17 protein-coding genes are annotated in these 17,314 nt (G+C 36.3%); all 17 read right to left on the bottom strand.

The window, feature by feature from the left end; all coding sequences use genetic code 11:
• Window positions 1-4 precede the first annotated feature (4 nt).
• On the bottom strand, window positions 5-220 hold the full coding sequence (locus BK577_RS12035) for a helix-turn-helix domain-containing protein (protein ID WP_026562675.1): 216 nt from the start codon (window positions 218-220) through the stop codon (window positions 5-7).
• Window positions 172-699, bottom strand: a complete 528-nt coding sequence (gene folK, locus BK577_RS12030) for a 2-amino-4-hydroxy-6-hydroxymethyldihydropteridine diphosphokinase (protein ID WP_078433078.1) — start codon at window positions 697-699, stop codon at window positions 172-174. The genes BK577_RS12035 and folK overlap by 49 nt, the downstream gene beginning before the upstream one ends.
• Window positions 696-1,058: a dihydroneopterin aldolase gene (gene folB / locus BK577_RS12025; protein ID WP_078433558.1), complete on the bottom strand. Its 363-nt coding sequence runs from the start codon at window positions 1,056-1,058 to the stop codon at window positions 696-698. Before folB ends, folK begins: the two co-directional genes overlap by 4 nt.
• Window positions 1,051-1,905 (bottom strand): dihydropteroate synthase, encoded by an 855-nt coding sequence (gene folP / locus BK577_RS12020; RefSeq protein ID WP_078433077.1) that lies wholly within the window; start codon window positions 1,903-1,905, stop codon window positions 1,051-1,053. The genes folB and folP overlap by 8 nt, the downstream gene beginning before the upstream one ends.
• On the bottom strand, window positions 1,871-2,779 hold the full coding sequence (gene pabC, locus BK577_RS12015; protein WP_078433076.1) for an aminodeoxychorismate lyase: 909 nt from the start codon (window positions 2,777-2,779) through the stop codon (window positions 1,871-1,873). Before pabC ends, folP begins: the two co-directional genes overlap by 35 nt.
• A gap of 5 nt (window positions 2,780-2,784) precedes the next feature.
• The gene (gene pabA, locus BK577_RS12010) at window positions 2,785-3,369 is read right to left on the bottom strand and encodes an aminodeoxychorismate/anthranilate synthase component II (RefSeq protein ID WP_078433075.1); all 585 of its coding nucleotides are present in this window, start codon (window positions 3,367-3,369) and stop codon (window positions 2,785-2,787) included.
• Window positions 3,370-3,379: 10 nt separating this feature from the next.
• A complete protein-coding gene (locus BK577_RS12005; RefSeq protein WP_078433074.1) occupies window positions 3,380-4,792 on the bottom strand; it encodes an anthranilate synthase component I family protein in 1,413 nt (470 codons plus the stop codon).
• 202 nt (window positions 4,793-4,994) lie between these two features.
• Entirely contained in the window at window positions 4,995-5,918 is a 924-nt protein-coding gene (cysK, locus tag BK577_RS12000; protein ID WP_026562669.1) for a cysteine synthase A, read from the bottom strand.
• A 103-nt stretch (window positions 5,919-6,021) separates the two neighbouring features.
• Window positions 6,022-6,918, bottom strand: a complete 897-nt coding sequence (locus tag BK577_RS11995) for a peptidyl-prolyl cis-trans isomerase (RefSeq protein WP_078433073.1) — start codon at window positions 6,916-6,918, stop codon at window positions 6,022-6,024.
• A 36-nt stretch (window positions 6,919-6,954) separates the two neighbouring features.
• Window positions 6,955-7,836 (bottom strand): Hsp33 family molecular chaperone HslO, encoded by an 882-nt coding sequence (gene hslO / locus BK577_RS11990; RefSeq protein WP_078433072.1) that lies wholly within the window; start codon window positions 7,834-7,836, stop codon window positions 6,955-6,957.
• A gap of 44 nt (window positions 7,837-7,880) precedes the next feature.
• Window positions 7,881-8,651, bottom strand: coding sequence for a type III pantothenate kinase (locus BK577_RS11985; RefSeq protein WP_078433071.1), 771 nt, complete (start codon window positions 8,649-8,651; stop codon window positions 7,881-7,883).
• A gap of 165 nt (window positions 8,652-8,816) precedes the next feature.
• Window positions 8,817-10,748 (bottom strand): ATP-dependent zinc metalloprotease FtsH, encoded by a 1,932-nt coding sequence (gene ftsH, locus BK577_RS11980; RefSeq protein ID WP_078433070.1) that lies wholly within the window; start codon window positions 10,746-10,748, stop codon window positions 8,817-8,819.
• 83 nt (window positions 10,749-10,831) lie between these two features.
• Entirely contained in the window at window positions 10,832-11,371 is a 540-nt protein-coding gene (gene hpt / locus BK577_RS11975; RefSeq protein WP_026562664.1) for a hypoxanthine phosphoribosyltransferase, read from the bottom strand.
• 19 nt (window positions 11,372-11,390) lie between these two features.
• On the bottom strand, window positions 11,391-12,773 hold the full coding sequence (gene tilS, locus BK577_RS11970; protein ID WP_078433069.1) for a tRNA lysidine(34) synthetase TilS: 1,383 nt from the start codon (window positions 12,771-12,773) through the stop codon (window positions 11,391-11,393).
• Between the two features lie 140 nt (window positions 12,774-12,913).
• The gene (locus tag BK577_RS11965; RefSeq protein ID WP_245823465.1) at window positions 12,914-13,924 is read right to left on the bottom strand and encodes a protein kinase domain-containing protein; all 1,011 of its coding nucleotides are present in this window, start codon (window positions 13,922-13,924) and stop codon (window positions 12,914-12,916) included.
• Entirely contained in the window at window positions 13,908-14,672 is a 765-nt protein-coding gene (locus BK577_RS11960; protein WP_342743291.1) for a VWA domain-containing protein, read from the bottom strand. The genes BK577_RS11965 and BK577_RS11960 overlap by 17 nt, the downstream gene beginning before the upstream one ends.
• 93 nt (window positions 14,673-14,765) lie before the next feature.
• Window positions 14,766-17,240: a stage II sporulation protein E gene (gene spoIIE, locus BK577_RS11955; protein ID WP_078433066.1), complete on the bottom strand. Its 2,475-nt coding sequence runs from the start codon at window positions 17,238-17,240 to the stop codon at window positions 14,766-14,768.
• Between the last annotated feature and the right edge of the window lie 74 nt (window positions 17,241-17,314).

The following is a 17,314-nucleotide window of genomic DNA, read 5'->3' as shown; positions in this document are numbered from 1 at the left end:
CCTCCTATCTATCAACATCATTTGGACTTAGCTCTTCAATTGTTACATTAAGAGATTTAGCCACATCCTCTAAAAACTCTTTGCTGGGTTCACGATTGCCTCTTTCTATTTCTCCTAATACAGAAACAGAAACACCAAGATCTTTCGCAAAGCTTTCTTGGGTATATCCTTTTAACTTTCTAAAAGCGCGAATACGTCTACCCCATTTTTCTGCTTCCATATTCGTACTCCTTCTTTATCGTGTAATTGATCTATGATAGTCGAGATTGGCTCATCTTTACTAGGTATTCTTACATGTTGATTTAACTCAAATAATGGAATAAGAACAAAAGCTCGTTCATGCATCCGAGGATGAGGAACAATTAATTGTTCTGCTTCAATATTTTCATAATTAAATAACAAAATGTCAAGGTCTAAAGTTCGCGGTCCCCACCTGATTTCTCGTTTGCGATTTAACTGCTTTTCAGTTTCCTGTAAAACTGATAGTAGTTGAAATGCTGTTAGATCAGTATTAATGGAAATTACCATATTTAAAAATACATCTTGATCTGTATAACCAACTGGATCCGTTTCATAAATAGAGGATATATTTACCACTTTAATATTTGGGTAATTATGAATCTTCTTTATGGCGTCTATGAGATATTGCTCTCGGTCTCCTATATTCGACCCAAGAGCTATATAGGCATGATTTTTCATGATCTTCCCCTTCTAATTTCCACCGCAACTTCTTTATAGTGTCCTGGAATAGGAGGATCCGGCTTAATAACCTTTACAGTACAATAGGATATTAAAGGAAAATCAAGTAAGATTTTATCTGCAATTTGTTCTGCAAGGGACTCAACAAGCTTCAACGGCTGACCTTCAACAATAACCTGGCAAGCTTTATATAATGAAGCATAGTTTACACTATATTCTAAAGAGTCAGTTTCTCCGGCTTTCTTCAAATCTAATTCTACCACTAAATCAACTCTAAATCGTTGTCCAAGTTTATTTTCTTCTTTAAACACACCGTGGTACCCGTAAAACTCCATACCACTTACATAAATCTTATCGATTTTGCTCCCCGCCCTTTCCAAGCATTGCATCCATCATCTTAGCCATTCTAGATATTTCTAACACATCATGGACCCTAACCATATGACAACCTTTTTGTATTCCAAGACATACAGTGGCACCTGTACCTTCCATCCGTTCTGTTGGCGGTAAATCAAGAACATGTCCTATAAACCTTTTACGGGAAGTTGCTAACAATAAAGGATAGCCTAATTGTACAAGTGCTTCTAAATTCCTCATAACAACTAAGTTGTCATCCATCGTTTTAGCAAAACCAATACCAGGGTCCAGGATAATATTTTCGTCCTTAACTCCGGCATTTTTAACTATTGTAACGGATTCCTTCAAATCTGCAATCATGTCTGGAATTAACTGATTATAGTTTTGATTGTCACGATTATGCATAAGAATAATCGGTACACTATAGGCAGCAGCGACTTTCGCCATATCTTGATCCGCTTTTGCTCCCCATATATCATTTATAATTGTAGCCCCGGCCTCAATGGCTTGCTTGGCTACTTCCGCTTTATATGTATCGATGGAAATAGGTACTTCAATCTCTTTAGACAATCTTTTTATGACGGGGATAACACGTTTAATTTCTTCCTCAGCCGAAACAAGTGTTGATCCTGGTCTTGTCGATTCTCCGCCAATATCAATAATATCTGCACCTTGTTTGATCATCTCTTTTGCATGTTCTACAGCTTTTTCTATATCAATATAACGGCCGCCATCCGAAAAAGAATCAGGGGTTATGTTTAAAATGCCCATGATCATTGTCTTATCCTGAATGTTAAGTATATATTTCCCACATTTAATTTGCTGATTTGTCATTGTCACTTGTTTCATCTTTTTCAACCCTTTGCAACTCGTCTATACTTAATAGTTTCGTCTTATTGCTCTTATATAAATCATATAACTTTTGAATAATTATTCCATTTTCGCCGTCAAATTCACTTCCGTCAATATCTCTTATAGCTATAAGCTCTTGTGATGAGTTTGTCATGATCACTTCTCGAGAATCGAACATTTGTTCTTTTTCAAAAAAACCCTCTATTACAGGTATTTGAAGTGTCTCTAAACATCTAATGACAAATTTCCTCGTAATTCCATTGAGAATTCCTGTTTCAAGAGATGGTGTATATACTCCATTCTCATCTCCCCAAAAAATATTTGAGACAATCCCCTCTGCAACAAAGCCGTGCTCAGTTAAAAAAATTCCATCTAGATCAGGGGTCTGAATAAGCTCCCTTTTCCCTAGAATATTATTCAAATAATGATGAGATTTAAGGCGGTAATTTCCTTCTGGAGTATTTCTCCTTAATTTTAGGATGATTGCCTTCTTTTCAATCACTTTCGCCGAAGGAGCCTTTCTTAAAAAACAAAGAATCGTTGGGTGATCATAAGCTTGGAGTAGTTGTCCTACTTCCCCATCACCGGCAGAAATATTTAAACGAACCGTAACATCCTCCGATTCACAATTATTAAGTGCGATCAACTCTTGAATAATTTCAAAAATCTCTTGTCGGTTTATTTTATAAGATATTCCTATCTCATCTATTGCAACTTGAAGACGGTCAAGATGATCATGTAATAAAAACGGAAAACCTTTATATACCCGGAACGTCTCAAATACACCTAAACCATAAAGAAAGCCATGATCAAATGGAGAAATCGTGGCTTCAGAATCTTTTATAAACTTTGAATTATGATAGATATACACTTTGTTTAACTCTTTTCTACAGGTTTGTATTGAGTAATAAAGTTCTTTAATAAGTCTTTCCCAAACGATGTCATGATCGATTCCGGATGGAATTGAACACCCTCTATCGGTAAAGTTTTATGTCGAATAGCCATGATTTCATTTTCCTCAGTCCATGCTGTTACTTCAAGGCAATCAGGTAATGTCTCATTCTTCACAATTAAAGAATGATAACGAGTAGCTGTAAAAGGATTTTCCATTCCCTTAAAAATAGTTTCTCCGTTATGATGCATTTCAGATGTTTTACCATGCATTAATCGATCAGCACGAACAACATCTCCACCAAAAACTTGAGCAATCGATTGATGTCCAAGGCAAACACCAAAAATTGGCATTTTGCCAGCGAAATGTTCAATAGCTGCCATGCTTATTCCTGCTTCATTTGGGCTGCACGGCCCTGGAGAAATCATTAAAAATTGTGGGTTTAACTCTTCAATTTCCGAAATGGTAATCTCATCGTTCCTTTTAACAACTAATTCCTCACCAAGCTCACCTAAATACTGTACTAAATTAAACGTAAATGAATCATAATTATCAATCATTAAAATCACTATACTCACCTCAGCCTAATATTTTCTCTTCTTTGCTCAACTCTATCGCTTTAACTAAAGCCTTTGCTTTCTTTAAAGCTTCTTTATATTCATAATCCGGATTAGAATCAATTACAATCCCTGCTCCAGATTGAACATATCCATATCCGTCTTTCGCTACCATCGTACGAATAACGATATTTAATTCCATATCTTCATCATAGCCAATCCAGCCTATTGAACCCGTATAAATCCCTCTTCTGGTCGGCTCAAGTTCTTCGATAATTTCCATCGTTCGAACTTTAGGAGCTCCTGTTATTGTACCACCTGGGAAAGTCGCTTTGATAATATCTGCATAATTTGCACCTTTTTTCATTGTTCCTTGTACATTAGAGACAATATGCATAACATGTGAATACTTTTCAATCACCATAAATTCATTAACATGAACAGAACCGTATTCACACACACGCCCCAAGTCATTTCTTTCTAGATCTACGAGCATAACATGCTCAGCTCTTTCCTTCTCATTATGAATAAGCTCGTTTGCCAGCCTTATATCTTCTTGTTCATTTTTACCTCTAGAACGTGTTCCGGCAATAGGGCGTGTACTTACGAGGTTTTCTTTCTTTTTTACAAGTAATTCAGGTGAGCCGCTCACAATTTGCAGATCAGGAAATTGCAGGTAAGCCATATATGGTGAAGGATTTACTTTTCGTAATGCTTCATAAATCTTAAGCGGATGATTTTCTAATTGAAAATGCTGCCTTAAAGATAAATTGACCTGAAAAACATCACCTTGTCCAATATAATCCTTTATTGATTCTACTGCTCTTTTAAAGGCATCTTCTGTAAAGATAATGGGATCAGAGGTTTTAACCTGCTTCAAGTCGTTTTTGATTGCTACCTTCTGTACCGATGTCCACTTTTCCTTCATTTGTTTTAATTTTTCATGAGCTTTTTGAATTTGACCTTCTTGATAATAATGGGTAATTAACCATAATTTTGATGTATGATGGTCATAAATTGCAATATCATCAAATAATAAAAAATATAAATCAGGAGTTTCTAAATCATCAATAGCAATTTCAGGTAGTGTTTCAAAATGTCGTACACAGTCATAACTAATAAAGCCAATAGCCCCACCTTGAAAATCAGGTAGATCCGGATCTGAGCTTGTATAATATTGCTTAAACCAATCTTTAAATAGATCAAGGGGTTTTCCTTCCAAAACAGTCATTTCATTATCTTTTGTGATAACCAGCTGTTCACCTTTCCCCTTGACTGTTGCAAATGGCTTAACACCCGCAATACTATATCTGCCTCCTCGCCCACTCTCTAAAAATGCATGTTTATCTTCATCTTTTGAAAGGTATTGATACTGGCTAAAAAAGTCGAGTGTATAGTCAAATTGTACACTTAACGAGGTCCTTCTTTGCTGCATGATTTATTCGCTCCTTTAAACTCTTACTTACCATTTTACATAATTATAATCAAGAAATCATAAAATTTTATCTTTTTTGTAAAGAATGTTTATTTACTAATTAGTATACAGCAGTCTCACCAATAATATAAAATTACAGCCTAAAACTGCTGTATTGAAAAAGAGGTTGACTATAGTCAACCTCTTTACTCTGCTTATGTTATTAATCAAATTGATATAAAGGAGTACTTAGGTAACGCTCACCATTACTTGGTAGTACAGCTAATACCTTTTTCCCTTTACCAAGTTCTTTTGCAACTTGTAATGCTGCAAAAATTGCTGCACCTGATGAGATACCGCCTAGAATACCTTCTTGACTGGCAGCCTTTCTAGCAGTTTCGAATGCTTCATCATTTTTCACAGTGATGACTTCATCATACACATTTGTGTTTAGGATATCAGGAACAAATCCTGCACCGATACCTTGAATTTTATGTGGACCTGGCTTCCCACCGGAAAGAACTGGTGAATCTGTTGGCTCTACAGCATAAATTTTAATTGAAGGATAGTTTTCTTTTAGAACTGACCCTGCTCCAGTAATCGTTCCACCCGTACCGATACCTGCTATAAATGCATCAAGTTGATCACCCATTTGTTCAACAATTTCTTTACCTGTTGTTAAACGGTGTACTTCGGGGTTAGCTTCATTCTTAAATTGCTGAGGCATAAAGTAGCCATGTTCTTTTGAAAGCTCTTCCGCTTTACGGATAGCTCCTCCCATACCTTCGGAACCAGGTGTTAATACTAGTTCAGCACCATATGCACGAAGTAAGTTTCTACGTTCCATACTCATTGTGTCAGGCATTACTAAAATGGCTTTAAAACCCTTTGCAGCAGCAACCATCGCTAAACCAATTCCTGTATTACCACTAGTAGGCTCAATGATTGTATCGCCCGGTTTTAAGTCACCTTTTTTCTCTGCAGCTTCAATCATAGCAAGACCGATACGATCTTTTACACTGCTACCCGGATTCATAAATTCTAATTTTAAATATACATCTGCACTATTATCATCAACAAGTCTGTTTAATTTTACAATAGGTGTTTCACCGATTAATTCATGAATTGAATTTGCAACGCGTGCCATACTATCTCTCCCCTATCCCGAGTAAATTTATTGGATTTATAAGTAATATAGCAATTTAATTCTAAATTGTCAAAACCTTTTGTGCTATTTGTACTATTTTTCCTTATTCTTCATCATAAAACCAAGTAACACCAATTTCATCCCATAATGGATCAACGGACACTGTGCCTTCCATTTGCTCTAAAGCAATTTGTCTGCGGATTTGCTCTTTTACATCATCAAAACTAAACGTTTGTCCCTTCATCTTTTCATGTAAGAGAAGAATTGCATACCCTGTATCTACTTCGACAGGTTCACTCCAATCTCCTTCCTTTAATTTTGGAACTATTTCAAGATATGACTTTGGAACATACGTATCATTTGTTGAGATAAATCCTAAATCCCCGCCGGAATTAGCTGTGAACTCATCAATGGAAGCCTCTAAAGCAAGTGCCTCGAAGCTTGAACCACCCTCTAATTCTTTTATAATAACTTTAGCTTCTTCCTCTGTTTTTACGACGATATGTGATAAATGATAAGATTCATCAATATCGTATAAATCCTTATTATCCTCATAGAACTTTTGGATATCTTTATCAGATACAGAAACATCACGTGTTAAAAGTTCTTCTAATAAGATACTGTAGCGAATTTGTTTTTCCCAGTTTTCCTCATTACCAAATTGTTCTTCATCTAATGAGTTATACATCGATTTATAAACAGCAAGCTCTCTATCGATAACCTCTTCAGAGACAGTAATATTATATTTTTCAGCTAACTCTTCCACTACCTGTACATTAATTAACTCTCTTAATGTATCTTTTCCATAACGGCTTTCCAGCTCAGCCATCCATTGCTCTCTGGTTATCGTTGTATCCCCGATTGTGGCAATTGTTTCATCGGTTACTTCATTACCAGTCACCGGTATTGCTTCGGTTTTTCCTGACACAAAGTAGCCTATTGTTAAGCAATTAATGATCACCAGGCCAAAAATAATACTCCATAACACTTTACCGCTCAATTTCTCAACTCCCAGTATGTCTGTATCTTTATTTCTTTACTTACTTGCTTCCCTTTTCAATTCTTCCAAGTCCTCTTTTGTTAAATGGTATACTTCATTACAAAAATGACATTGTGCCTCCGCTTGTCCATCTTCATCAATCATTGCTTGTATTTCATCAGCACCTAAACTAACAATAGCATTTTCAATTCGTTCCTTTGAACATTGGCACTTAAATGCAACAGGTTGTTTTTCTAGTACTTTGACATTTCCTTTGCCGAGTACTTCTTCAAGTATTTCTTCAGGCGTTAATCCTCTTTGGATTAATTTTGAGATTGGCTCAACCTCTCCAAGTCTCTTTTCAATTTCTGTGATGGTGTCATCATCCGTACCAGGAAGTAATTGAATAATAAAACCGCCTGAGGCTAAGATCGTATTATCAGGGTTTACAAGAACACCTACCCCTACAGAAGATGGAACTTGCTCTGAAGTAACTAAATAATATGTAAAATCTTCTCCTAATTCACCTGATACAATCGGTACTTGTCCAGAAAAATGGTCTTTTAACCCAAGGTCTTTTACAATCGTTAAATTCCCTTGAGTCCCCACAGCTCTAGCCACATCTAGTTTTCCCTTTTCATTAAGATCAAAATGAGTTTGAGGGTTTGTTACATAACCTCTTACTTCTCCTTTAGAATTACTATCAACAATAATGACGCCAATTGGGCCGCCGCCTTCAACCTTAATTGTCAGTTTTGCATCACCCTTTAACATTGAACCAAGCATAACTCCTGCAGTCATGGATCTGCCCAATGCAGCTGAAGCGGTTGGCCAAGTTTGATGTCTTTTTTGTGCTTCGGAAATGGTCTCGGTTGTTCTTGCAGCATAGGCTCTTACCTGGTTATTAAATGCAATGGCTTTAATTAAATAATCTGTCATAAATATTTACTCCCTTTCAGCAAAGTGCTGTAATTACTTTTCGTTCACTCATTCACATTACGTTTATAGATTAGTTGCAGGCCTCGCAGTGTTAAGAAAGGATCTACAATATCAATACAATCTGATTCTCTGGCAATAAGTGTTGCAAGGCCGCCGGTTGCAATAACTTTCGGCACCTCCTTAGATTGTTCCTTCATTCGCTTAACAATACCCTCTACTTGTCCTACATATCCATATAATATCCCTGACTGCATTGCACTAACTGTATTTTTTCCAATAATGTGATCAGGGCGTGTAATTTCTATTCTTGGCAATTTTGCTGCCCGTGAATAAAGTGCTTCCGTAGAAATATTTATTCCCGGGGCAATAGCTCCCCCCATATATTGCTTATGTTCATCTATATAACAATATGTAGTTGCTGTGCCAAAATCCACAATGATAAGTGGGCTACCATAGTCTTGTATACCTGCAACTGCATTTACAATCCGGTCTGCTCCAACTTCTCTCGGGTTTTCATACTTAATATTGAGTCCTGTTTTTATTCCAGGTCCTACGACTAACGGCTTTATATCGAAATATTTACTGCACATTCTTTCGAGTGCAAACATAATAGGAGGGACAACAGATGAAATAATAATCCCCTCAATGTCTTGAAAAGATATGCGCTCATGTTCAAAAAGATTTTTAATAAGCATGCCAAATTCATCTTCAGTCTTATTACGGCTAGTCTCAATTCTCCAATGATGTTTTAATGTATCTTGACCATATACCCCTAAGACGGTATTTGTATTTCCAACGTCCAATACTAAAATCATATGAATCACCACTTTGTCTTGTTCTATTTTTCAATACCGTATTATTTTATCACAAAGTACCTTGACTTCCATATTCGTAAGTCACTTGCAAAAGAAAAGCTTTATTATGTGCTTATACGAATAAAAGACCGATGACAGATGTCACCGATCTTTAGGCTAGAAAAGTTATTTATCAGAAGAGTTATCCTCTTCTTTTTTTGTATTAATGTTGACTTTTATATCCTCTGATTTCTCTTCTTTGTCGTTATTTACAACAACAGGACGATCAGGGAGTTTTCCTGTTTCAACAAGGCTTGAAATTTGAGCCGCATCAAGTGTTTCCACTTCTAACAATGTTTGAGCAACAAGCTCTAGCTTTTCGCGGTTTTCTGTTAGAATTTGACGCGCTCTTTCATATGATTCCTTAATGAAACGTTGGATTTCCATATCAATTTCATGAGCGATAGCATCACTGTAGTTTTGTTCATTATGAAGATCTCTTCCTAAGAACACTTGACCACCTTGTGATTGGCCAAATTGTAATGGTCCAAGCTTTTCACTCATTCCATATTCAGTTACCATTTTTCTGGCGATATTTGTTGCTCTTTGGAAGTCATTATGAGCACCTGTACTTACTTCACCGAAGATAATTTCTTCAGCAACACGGCCGCCAAGCAGTCCTGTTATTTTATCCAGTAATTCAGGTTTAGTCATGAAGTAACGATCTTCTTTTGGAAGCATAACAGCATATCCACCAGCTTGACCACGAGGGACGATTGTTACCTTGTGAACCATATCCGCTTCATCTAAAACAACACCAATAATTGTGTGTCCCGCTTCATGATAAGCAACAATATTTCGTTCCTTCTTAGAGATAACACGACTCTTCTTCGATGGTCCGGCGATAACGCGATCTGTTGCCTCATCTAGGTCCGTATTATCGATTTTCTTCTTATCTTGTCTAGCGGCTACTAGAGCTGCTTCATTTAATAAGTTTTCCAAATCTGCACCGGAGAAACCAGGTGTACGGGCAGCAATTGCTTTTAAGTCAACAGATTCATCCAGTGGTTTATTGCGGGCATGTACTTTAAGTACCGCCTCACGACCATTTACGTCTGGGCGATCAACTGTAATTTGACGGTCAAATCTTCCCGGACGAAGTAATGCAGGATCTAAAATATCAGGTCTATTTGTTGCAGCAATAATGATAATTCCTTCATTCGCTCCAAAACCATCCATTTCAACAAGCAATTGGTTCAATGTTTGCTCACGTTCATCATGGCCGCCACCTAAACCAGCTCCACGTTGACGTCCTACAGCATCAATTTCATCAATGAAAATAATACATGGTGCGTTCTTTTTCGCATTCTCGAATAAATCACGAACACGAGAAGCCCCGACACCGACAAACATTTCTACGAAATCAGATCCGCTGATGGAGAAGAAAGGTACTCCAGCTTCACCGGCAACAGCTCTTGCAAGTAATGTTTTACCTGTTCCCGGAGGTCCATTTAAAAGAACACCTTTGGGAATTCTTGCACCTAACTCCGCGAATTTTCGAGGGTCTTTTAAGAATTCAACAACCTCTATAAGTTCTTGTTTCTCTTCATCTGCACCCGCTACATCCTTAAATTTAACTTTTTTCTTTTCCTCACTGTAAAGCTTAGCTTTACTTTTCCCGAAGTTCATAACACGGCCGCCACCGCCCTGAGCTTGGTTCAATAAGAAGAAGAAAAGGATAAAGATAATGACGAATGGAATGATGGATGTGAAAAATGTTACCCATCCACTTGTTTCTTCTGCCGGTGCTATGTTCAATTTCTGAACATTGTTTGCATCAGCAGCCTTGTCAACGCGATCAAGCCCCTGTTCAGTTGGTATATATGTTAAAAAGGTTTCGTCTTCATCATAACCTTTCATTTTACCTCTAACTTCAAATACACCTCGAACCGGCTGTACGGTCATTTCTGTGACATTTCCACCATTCAAGTCTGAAATGAACTCATTATACGTTATTTGCTCTGTTTTAGGATTAGCACCTGTAAAAAAGCTAACAACTCCAATGATGACTAAAAATATAAGTAAATAAAATATGGTATTACGGAAGATCCGATTCATTCCTTACCTCCTCCCACAGTAAACACAACTATTTTAAATAGTATCATAGAAAATCATGGTAATACAACAAATTAGAATACTGATTATTTCTGATAAATCTCAGGCTTTAACACACCGATATATGGAAGGTTTCGATATTTTTCAATATAATCCAATCCATAACCAACAACAAATGCATCTGGCACTTCAAATCCTACATAATCTGCATTAATATCGGCTTTTCTACCTGTTGGCTTATCAAGTAACGTAACAATTTTAATCGATTTCGCCTTACGATAGCGGAATAGTTTAACTAAATAACTTAATGTCAAACCACTATCAATGATATCCTCGATAATAAGGATATCTCTTCCTTCTACTGAAGTATCCAAATCCTTAATAATCTTTACTTCACCGGAAGATACTGTGGATGTACCATAACTTGAAACATCCATAAAATCCATTTCCAAGTATGTATCAATGTTTTTTAAAAGATCACCCATAAAAGGCATTGCACCTTTTAAAACACCAATTGCAAGTGGGAAACTGTCTTTATATTCCTCTGTTAAGACTTTTCCTAGCTCTTTTACTTTTTCTTGGATTTGCTCAGTTGTAACTAAAATTTCTTGAATATCTTGTCTCATTTGTGCGCCCCCTAGAAGATTAGCTTCTAAATTCTAATACAATACATCTATCCCCATCGTCATTCCCGGCTTCTAAATTCGATTTTTTGAGGCCTGGAATCCAAAGGATATTCCCTTTCCCATCTTCTACGATCGGCCAAGAATTTCGGCTATGTAATGGAATTTTTTCATCAATAAATATATCTTTGACTTTTTTCCTGCCGTTCATGCCTTTCAATTTAATTTTATCTCCCTGTTTTCTCGTACGAACAATTAAAGGCTCAGTTAAATCTCTTTCACTCAGCAGAAAAATATCGTTTCCCTTTTTTGCTATTGGAATCTCCTGAGTTACATGACAAGATATACTATACCCATTTGGAAGTTTAACCACAGAGGGAATTTCAAGTACATGACAGTATTCTCTACCTTCATCATGTTCAAAAGTAAACAAACATGTCTGATAGGATTTTATCACTTTAAGACCGTTTGGATAATCTAGTGACCCTGAAGGATGTTCCTGTGAGAGCAATGATTGTACGCTCTCGATATGTATTGAAGAAAGGGAAGATGGAATATTTTCATATAGATAGTTTAATATTAGTTTAATCCCTCTTCTTTGTAAAGGCAAAGGTAGGCTTAGAAAGCCTATGATATCCATTTCCACAACGAATTTTTCTTTCCTTTTGATTACTGTATTCATGTTTTTTTCAGTTAATGCATGTAAATACGTTTCATCCTCCAGTAAGGTTTCACTAAAATACTGAAATTTTTCATGTACTAGCGGATTTTCCTGTTTTAGAAAAGGAAGCACATATTTTCTAAATCTATTTCTTGTGTAATCTGTACTTTCATTGCTGGGATCGAATCTGGGCATTAAGTTATTCTTATTGCAATAATCAAGGATTTGTTGCTTGGAGAATTCTAGTAAAGGTCTAATGATGTGTCCATTATGAAATGGTCTTACCCGTTTAATACCAGCTAAAGCTTCACCAGTATTACCTCTAACCATTCTCATGAGGATGGTTTCAACCTGATCATCACCATGGTGACCTAATGCCAAGTATGGTGAATGATACTTATCCATAATCTCTTTAAAAAACCGATATCTGCATTCTCTAGCTGCTACTTGTGAGCTCAACTGATTCTTTTTTGCATAAGATCTAACATCAATTTGATGTGTTTCACAGTTAATTCCACGCTCATTACAGAATGCTATAACAAATTCCATTTCTGCCTGGGATTGTTCACCTCTAAACATATGGTCAACATGCGCAGCCACTACCGTTAAATCCAATTTCTCCCTATGTTTGTAAAACATATCGAGTAATGCTAAAGAATCAGGTCCTCCTGAAACACCAACAACGATCGTTGATCCCTTTTTTATTAGTTGCTGTTGTCGAATCAGGATATCTAAATTTTCCACCTTTTTCCCCTCTTTATACGATATTCCTCAATTAATTTTCATATATTAATCCTACCATTATTCTATCTAAAAAAACAAAAAAGAAGGTCCAGTTCACATATTCAACATATTTTCACCTGAAAATTAACAACATCTAGATATTATAAGAGAACATGATAAACATATAAGGAATAAATTACACAGACTCCTATTAAAATCACGATTGTTTCAAAAAAATAATTGGCTTTCTTTTTCTTCCTTTTCACTTGCTGTCTTGTCTGCTGTGTATGTGTTTTCGGATGACTTGATTTAGGAGAACTCTGCTTTGGAACTTTTGACTTATAAGTGTTTGAAGAGGTACTCCTTTTACTCGCTTTCACAGAAAGCAACTGGATAAAATCAGCTTTCATTTCCCCGGCACTATTGTATTTCCCCATCAACGCCTTATCTAAAACATCCTGATATTTAACTAAAAAAGAGTGTTGCCGTATTTTTTCGGTTAGCTGACCTTTCCCATCACGATCATTGACTTTTTTAAAACGTTTTGGATAGGCAGCATTCATCATAATCATCGCAACTGAAAACAAATCATATGTTGGCTCTGCCTTTCGATTTCCCATTCCCCAATAACCGCGGTCAAAAAACTCCGTAAATTCTTTTATAGACCTACCCTGTTGTGTTGTTCCACCAACATCTATACACCTAATTCTCGGCGGAGGACCTGAAACAATTAAATTTTCCGGTTTTAAGTCCCCAAATACCCATCCCTCTTGATGAAGTTTTTCTAAATTAGTTAAAAGCTGAAGAGTTAGTACACCTGCCCATTCTATCCCTCTTTGCTCAGTAAACTCAAGGAAGTTATTACCTTGTACATATTCCATTACATAAAACGAAACTAACTTTTGAGAGTTATGAATCCAATCGTCCACATCAAGTAAAGAAGGCCCAAGTAAAGTACCTTGGACCTTGGAGAAATGTTTAAGTACATTTACCTCAGATGTAATTGACATGTTGTTTTCGCTAAGCTTGATTGCTACGTTCCCTCTTCTACTATCTGCCAAATATACATTACCTGTTGCACCTTGTCCTAAGGCCTTAATGATTGTATAACGCTCCTGGTTCCATTTGCCTGTAATAATTGAACCAGGGGCAAGATTACATACTTGATTCATCGTAGTACTCTTCTTCATTTCTTAATAAATTTCTAAGGGAACGTTTTTTCTTAAATTGCTGTATAGCTTCTCTAATCGCAGGACCAGTTGGTGTAATACCTCCGGTTGATAATTTAGGAAAGATGGATGATAAAGATTCAAGCCTAGGAGTCCAATCAAGTACCCTTTCAACGTCATCTTTTTTCCCAGGAAATACTGAAACTGAAAAACGATTATCCCCTATCCTTGAATTTAAACTAATAGATAGATCCAGCAGGGCTTCCTTCACTGTTGGAAGTTTCGGCTTCATACTGGCACTTGTATCAACTAAAATAAGAATCTCAAGGCTTGTTGTTTCACCCAGTTCATCTACTACTTCCATTACTTCTCCTCTTTTTTCTGGAGGTAATTCTTCCATCGATGTATGTTTACCTAAAATTTGTTGAAGTTCTTTATTTACTACACCCTGGAGAGTTTGTGTCATTGCCTTTCTTGTCACATGTTGAACTGTTTGTGAAAGTTGGTGAGCATAGACAATTTGATGCACACCTCCACCTGACATAGCAATTCCTTCTACCTCTTGAAGAGATTCCTGATCTATTACATTTTCTTCTAATACACCAATTACGTTAACAGTAATACCCTGCTCTTGTGCTAGAGCCGCCATCGCAATCGGATCTTCCCCATGATTTGAACAACCATCTGTAATTAATAAGATTTGTTTTAAATGACCCTTTTCCATACTTACCCTCCTAGAGAGATGTTGCAGTCTCCTGAATTTTCCCCTTGTCCATTGCTACACCGACATATACATAAAAAATACTATTATCATACTCGCCAGGAGGGTTTTATTTTATACTTCTTATCCTATTTTCTTCGATGAAACAGGAATACTTGCCCATTTTGGTGTATTATGCTCAATGGCTGATACCACAACTGTCATATCATCTTCTATCTTTCCAGATCTCGTTCTAATCACTTCTTCCATGATGAGGTCTGCAATTTCCTGTGGATCAGTTGTTTTCATTTCACTTATTTTTCTTTTCATCCATAAATCATGGTTTTCTACATGCTTTGGTCCTTCAAAAATCCCATCGCTCATCATTATAAGCAGATCTCCGGCCTTTAGTTTTTCACCTACCACATCAACATCAAATTCATCAATGATTCCCATAGGTAAATTACTTGCTTGAATCTTTATAATTTTATCTCCTCTCTTTACAAAGCTTGGGGTAGAACCAATCTTTAAGAATTTACTACTTCCATCTTGCAAATCAACGATTGCTAGATCAAGAGTCGAAAAGATTTCATCTGTTGTTCTTAGAGACAAGATTGAATTAATTGTTTTAATTGCAACCTTCTCTTCAATACCTGATTGTAGGATTTTTTGTAGAAGCTTAATGGTTTCATTGCTTTCAAAATGGGCTCTTACTCCATTTCCCATTCCATCACTTATCGCGACAGCAAATTTACCTACACCTAAATCAATCATGGAATAACTATCCCCGGATACTAGTCCTCCTCCTTTAGCTGCATGTGCAACACCTGTTTCAATTCGGTATTTTTTCGCTGAACCAAATGAAACATGACAGTACCCATTTGGATAATTTGCACATTCTTCTTTTTTAACAATAATGGATTCTTCCAAAATATCTGAAAGCATTGGAGCAATAATTTTTTCACATTCTCCATGTCCATTACAGAACGGAATACTCATTTCAATATCTACATTTCCTTGTTCCAGACTAAAAATATCAACATTGACAATCTCAATACCGAAGTTTTGTAACGCATCTAAAATTTGTTCTTCTTGTACAAAATGATTTTCCCTTTCTCTTTTAATTTCCTTCGAGAGGTCTCCCATTACATTTGAAACACCTAATAATTGTTCAGCAACTAATCGCCTGCTTTCTTGCACCTCTTTCTTTAACTTTTGGTTTGCTTGGAAATAATTAATCTCCTGTTCAATTGTCTCCTCTACTTTATTTGCCTTTGAACAATGCCTATCAAATTCCTTCTTTAATTTCATGTTGGATTTATACGTATTTTGTTTATTCTCATGCATAATGCTCTGCATTAAATCATAGGTTTTATCAAAGTTCTCAACCCAACACTTCTCTTTTTTAAAACAATGCTGACAGGTGCTTTCTGTAATACTGCTTAAGAATAAATCAGTCTCACGTTCTTCACTATCATCTTGTTCATCCTTATCATAAAACGTGGCAAAGCTTTCTGATAACGCATGGAAAACTTGAGAAAATTGCTCTACCCTATGAGCTGTAACATCACGAATTTTTCTGACATACTGCTGTTGTTCCTGGGCATGCTCATTTGTCCCAGGTATATGCTTAGCTAATCTCGCTGTAACTACCTTAGGTGTTAGTAAAAACAGCAGGATAGCAATCATTGATTCTAGTAATGTTGTCATCAAATCAGCTGAACCTTGTCCATATAAAGATATCAATACTGATCCAACTAATAGTCCAATGGCCGTTCCAAACTTTTGTCCTTCACGTAAAAGTCCTCCCAGTAATCCTGAGAAAGCTAATAAACTCATATGATATAAATTTCCGACGTTTGCCAGACTGAGAATTAAGCCTGTCACAACCCCAACCGTACAACCAATACTTGATCCACCGATAAATGCAAACAAGAGAACAATATATCGTGAGAAAATATGCTCTGCCTGAAGATTTTGGAAAGATACCCCGACAAGTCCTGTCATAACTGAAGCAAGGAGAATCATAATACATATAATCTCTTCAACTTTTAACGATTGTTTATATTTACGTGCCGATATCAATGGAATACTTTGCAGAAAAATTAATGTCAAAATAAATGAAAGTCCAGACTCTACGCCTGCCATCATATAGTCATATAACATTAACTCTGTTTTTATTGAAAAGGAGTAAGCTAGTCTAGTTATCGCTACCGTTCCAAAAATAACAAAAGGAAGGACTTTTAATTGATCCTTAAATAAAGAAGAAACAAGTCGATTTAAAATCAGAAAACCGATAATTGAAATTGTAATTACTAAAGCAACCTGAAAGGAAATCGTTAATCCTCCAGCAATAAGCGATAATCCTGCTAACAAGGCCTTGTCCCTTTTCATTAGTAGAACTGCTCCAAAAAACGGTAGAGCAAATGGCAATACTTCCGAAAGAATAATAGCCCGTCCTAATAAAAAACCGATCAATCCATAAATAATTCCTTTGTGTAAGAGGAAAAGCTGGATTCTAGATGAAATTCGATGGAAGAATCGATTAACCACCTGTTGGGTTTTTTCCATCCCCAATTCCGATATTGGTTCCATTAACCTTCTTTCTACTTTTTCCATTTTTCATTCCCCCACTTATTCATGTTGCTTGTAATTATAGCTAAGCTTATGACAGGAATTTGTCAAAAGAAGGT

This window comes from Metabacillus halosaccharovorans, assembly GCF_002019635.1.
GTDB classification, from domain to species: domain Bacteria; phylum Bacillota; class Bacilli; order Bacillales; family Bacillaceae; genus Metabacillus; species Metabacillus halosaccharovorans.
The sequence above is the reverse complement of the archived record's forward strand: the minus strand, read 5'-3'. Positions and strand labels throughout refer to the sequence as shown.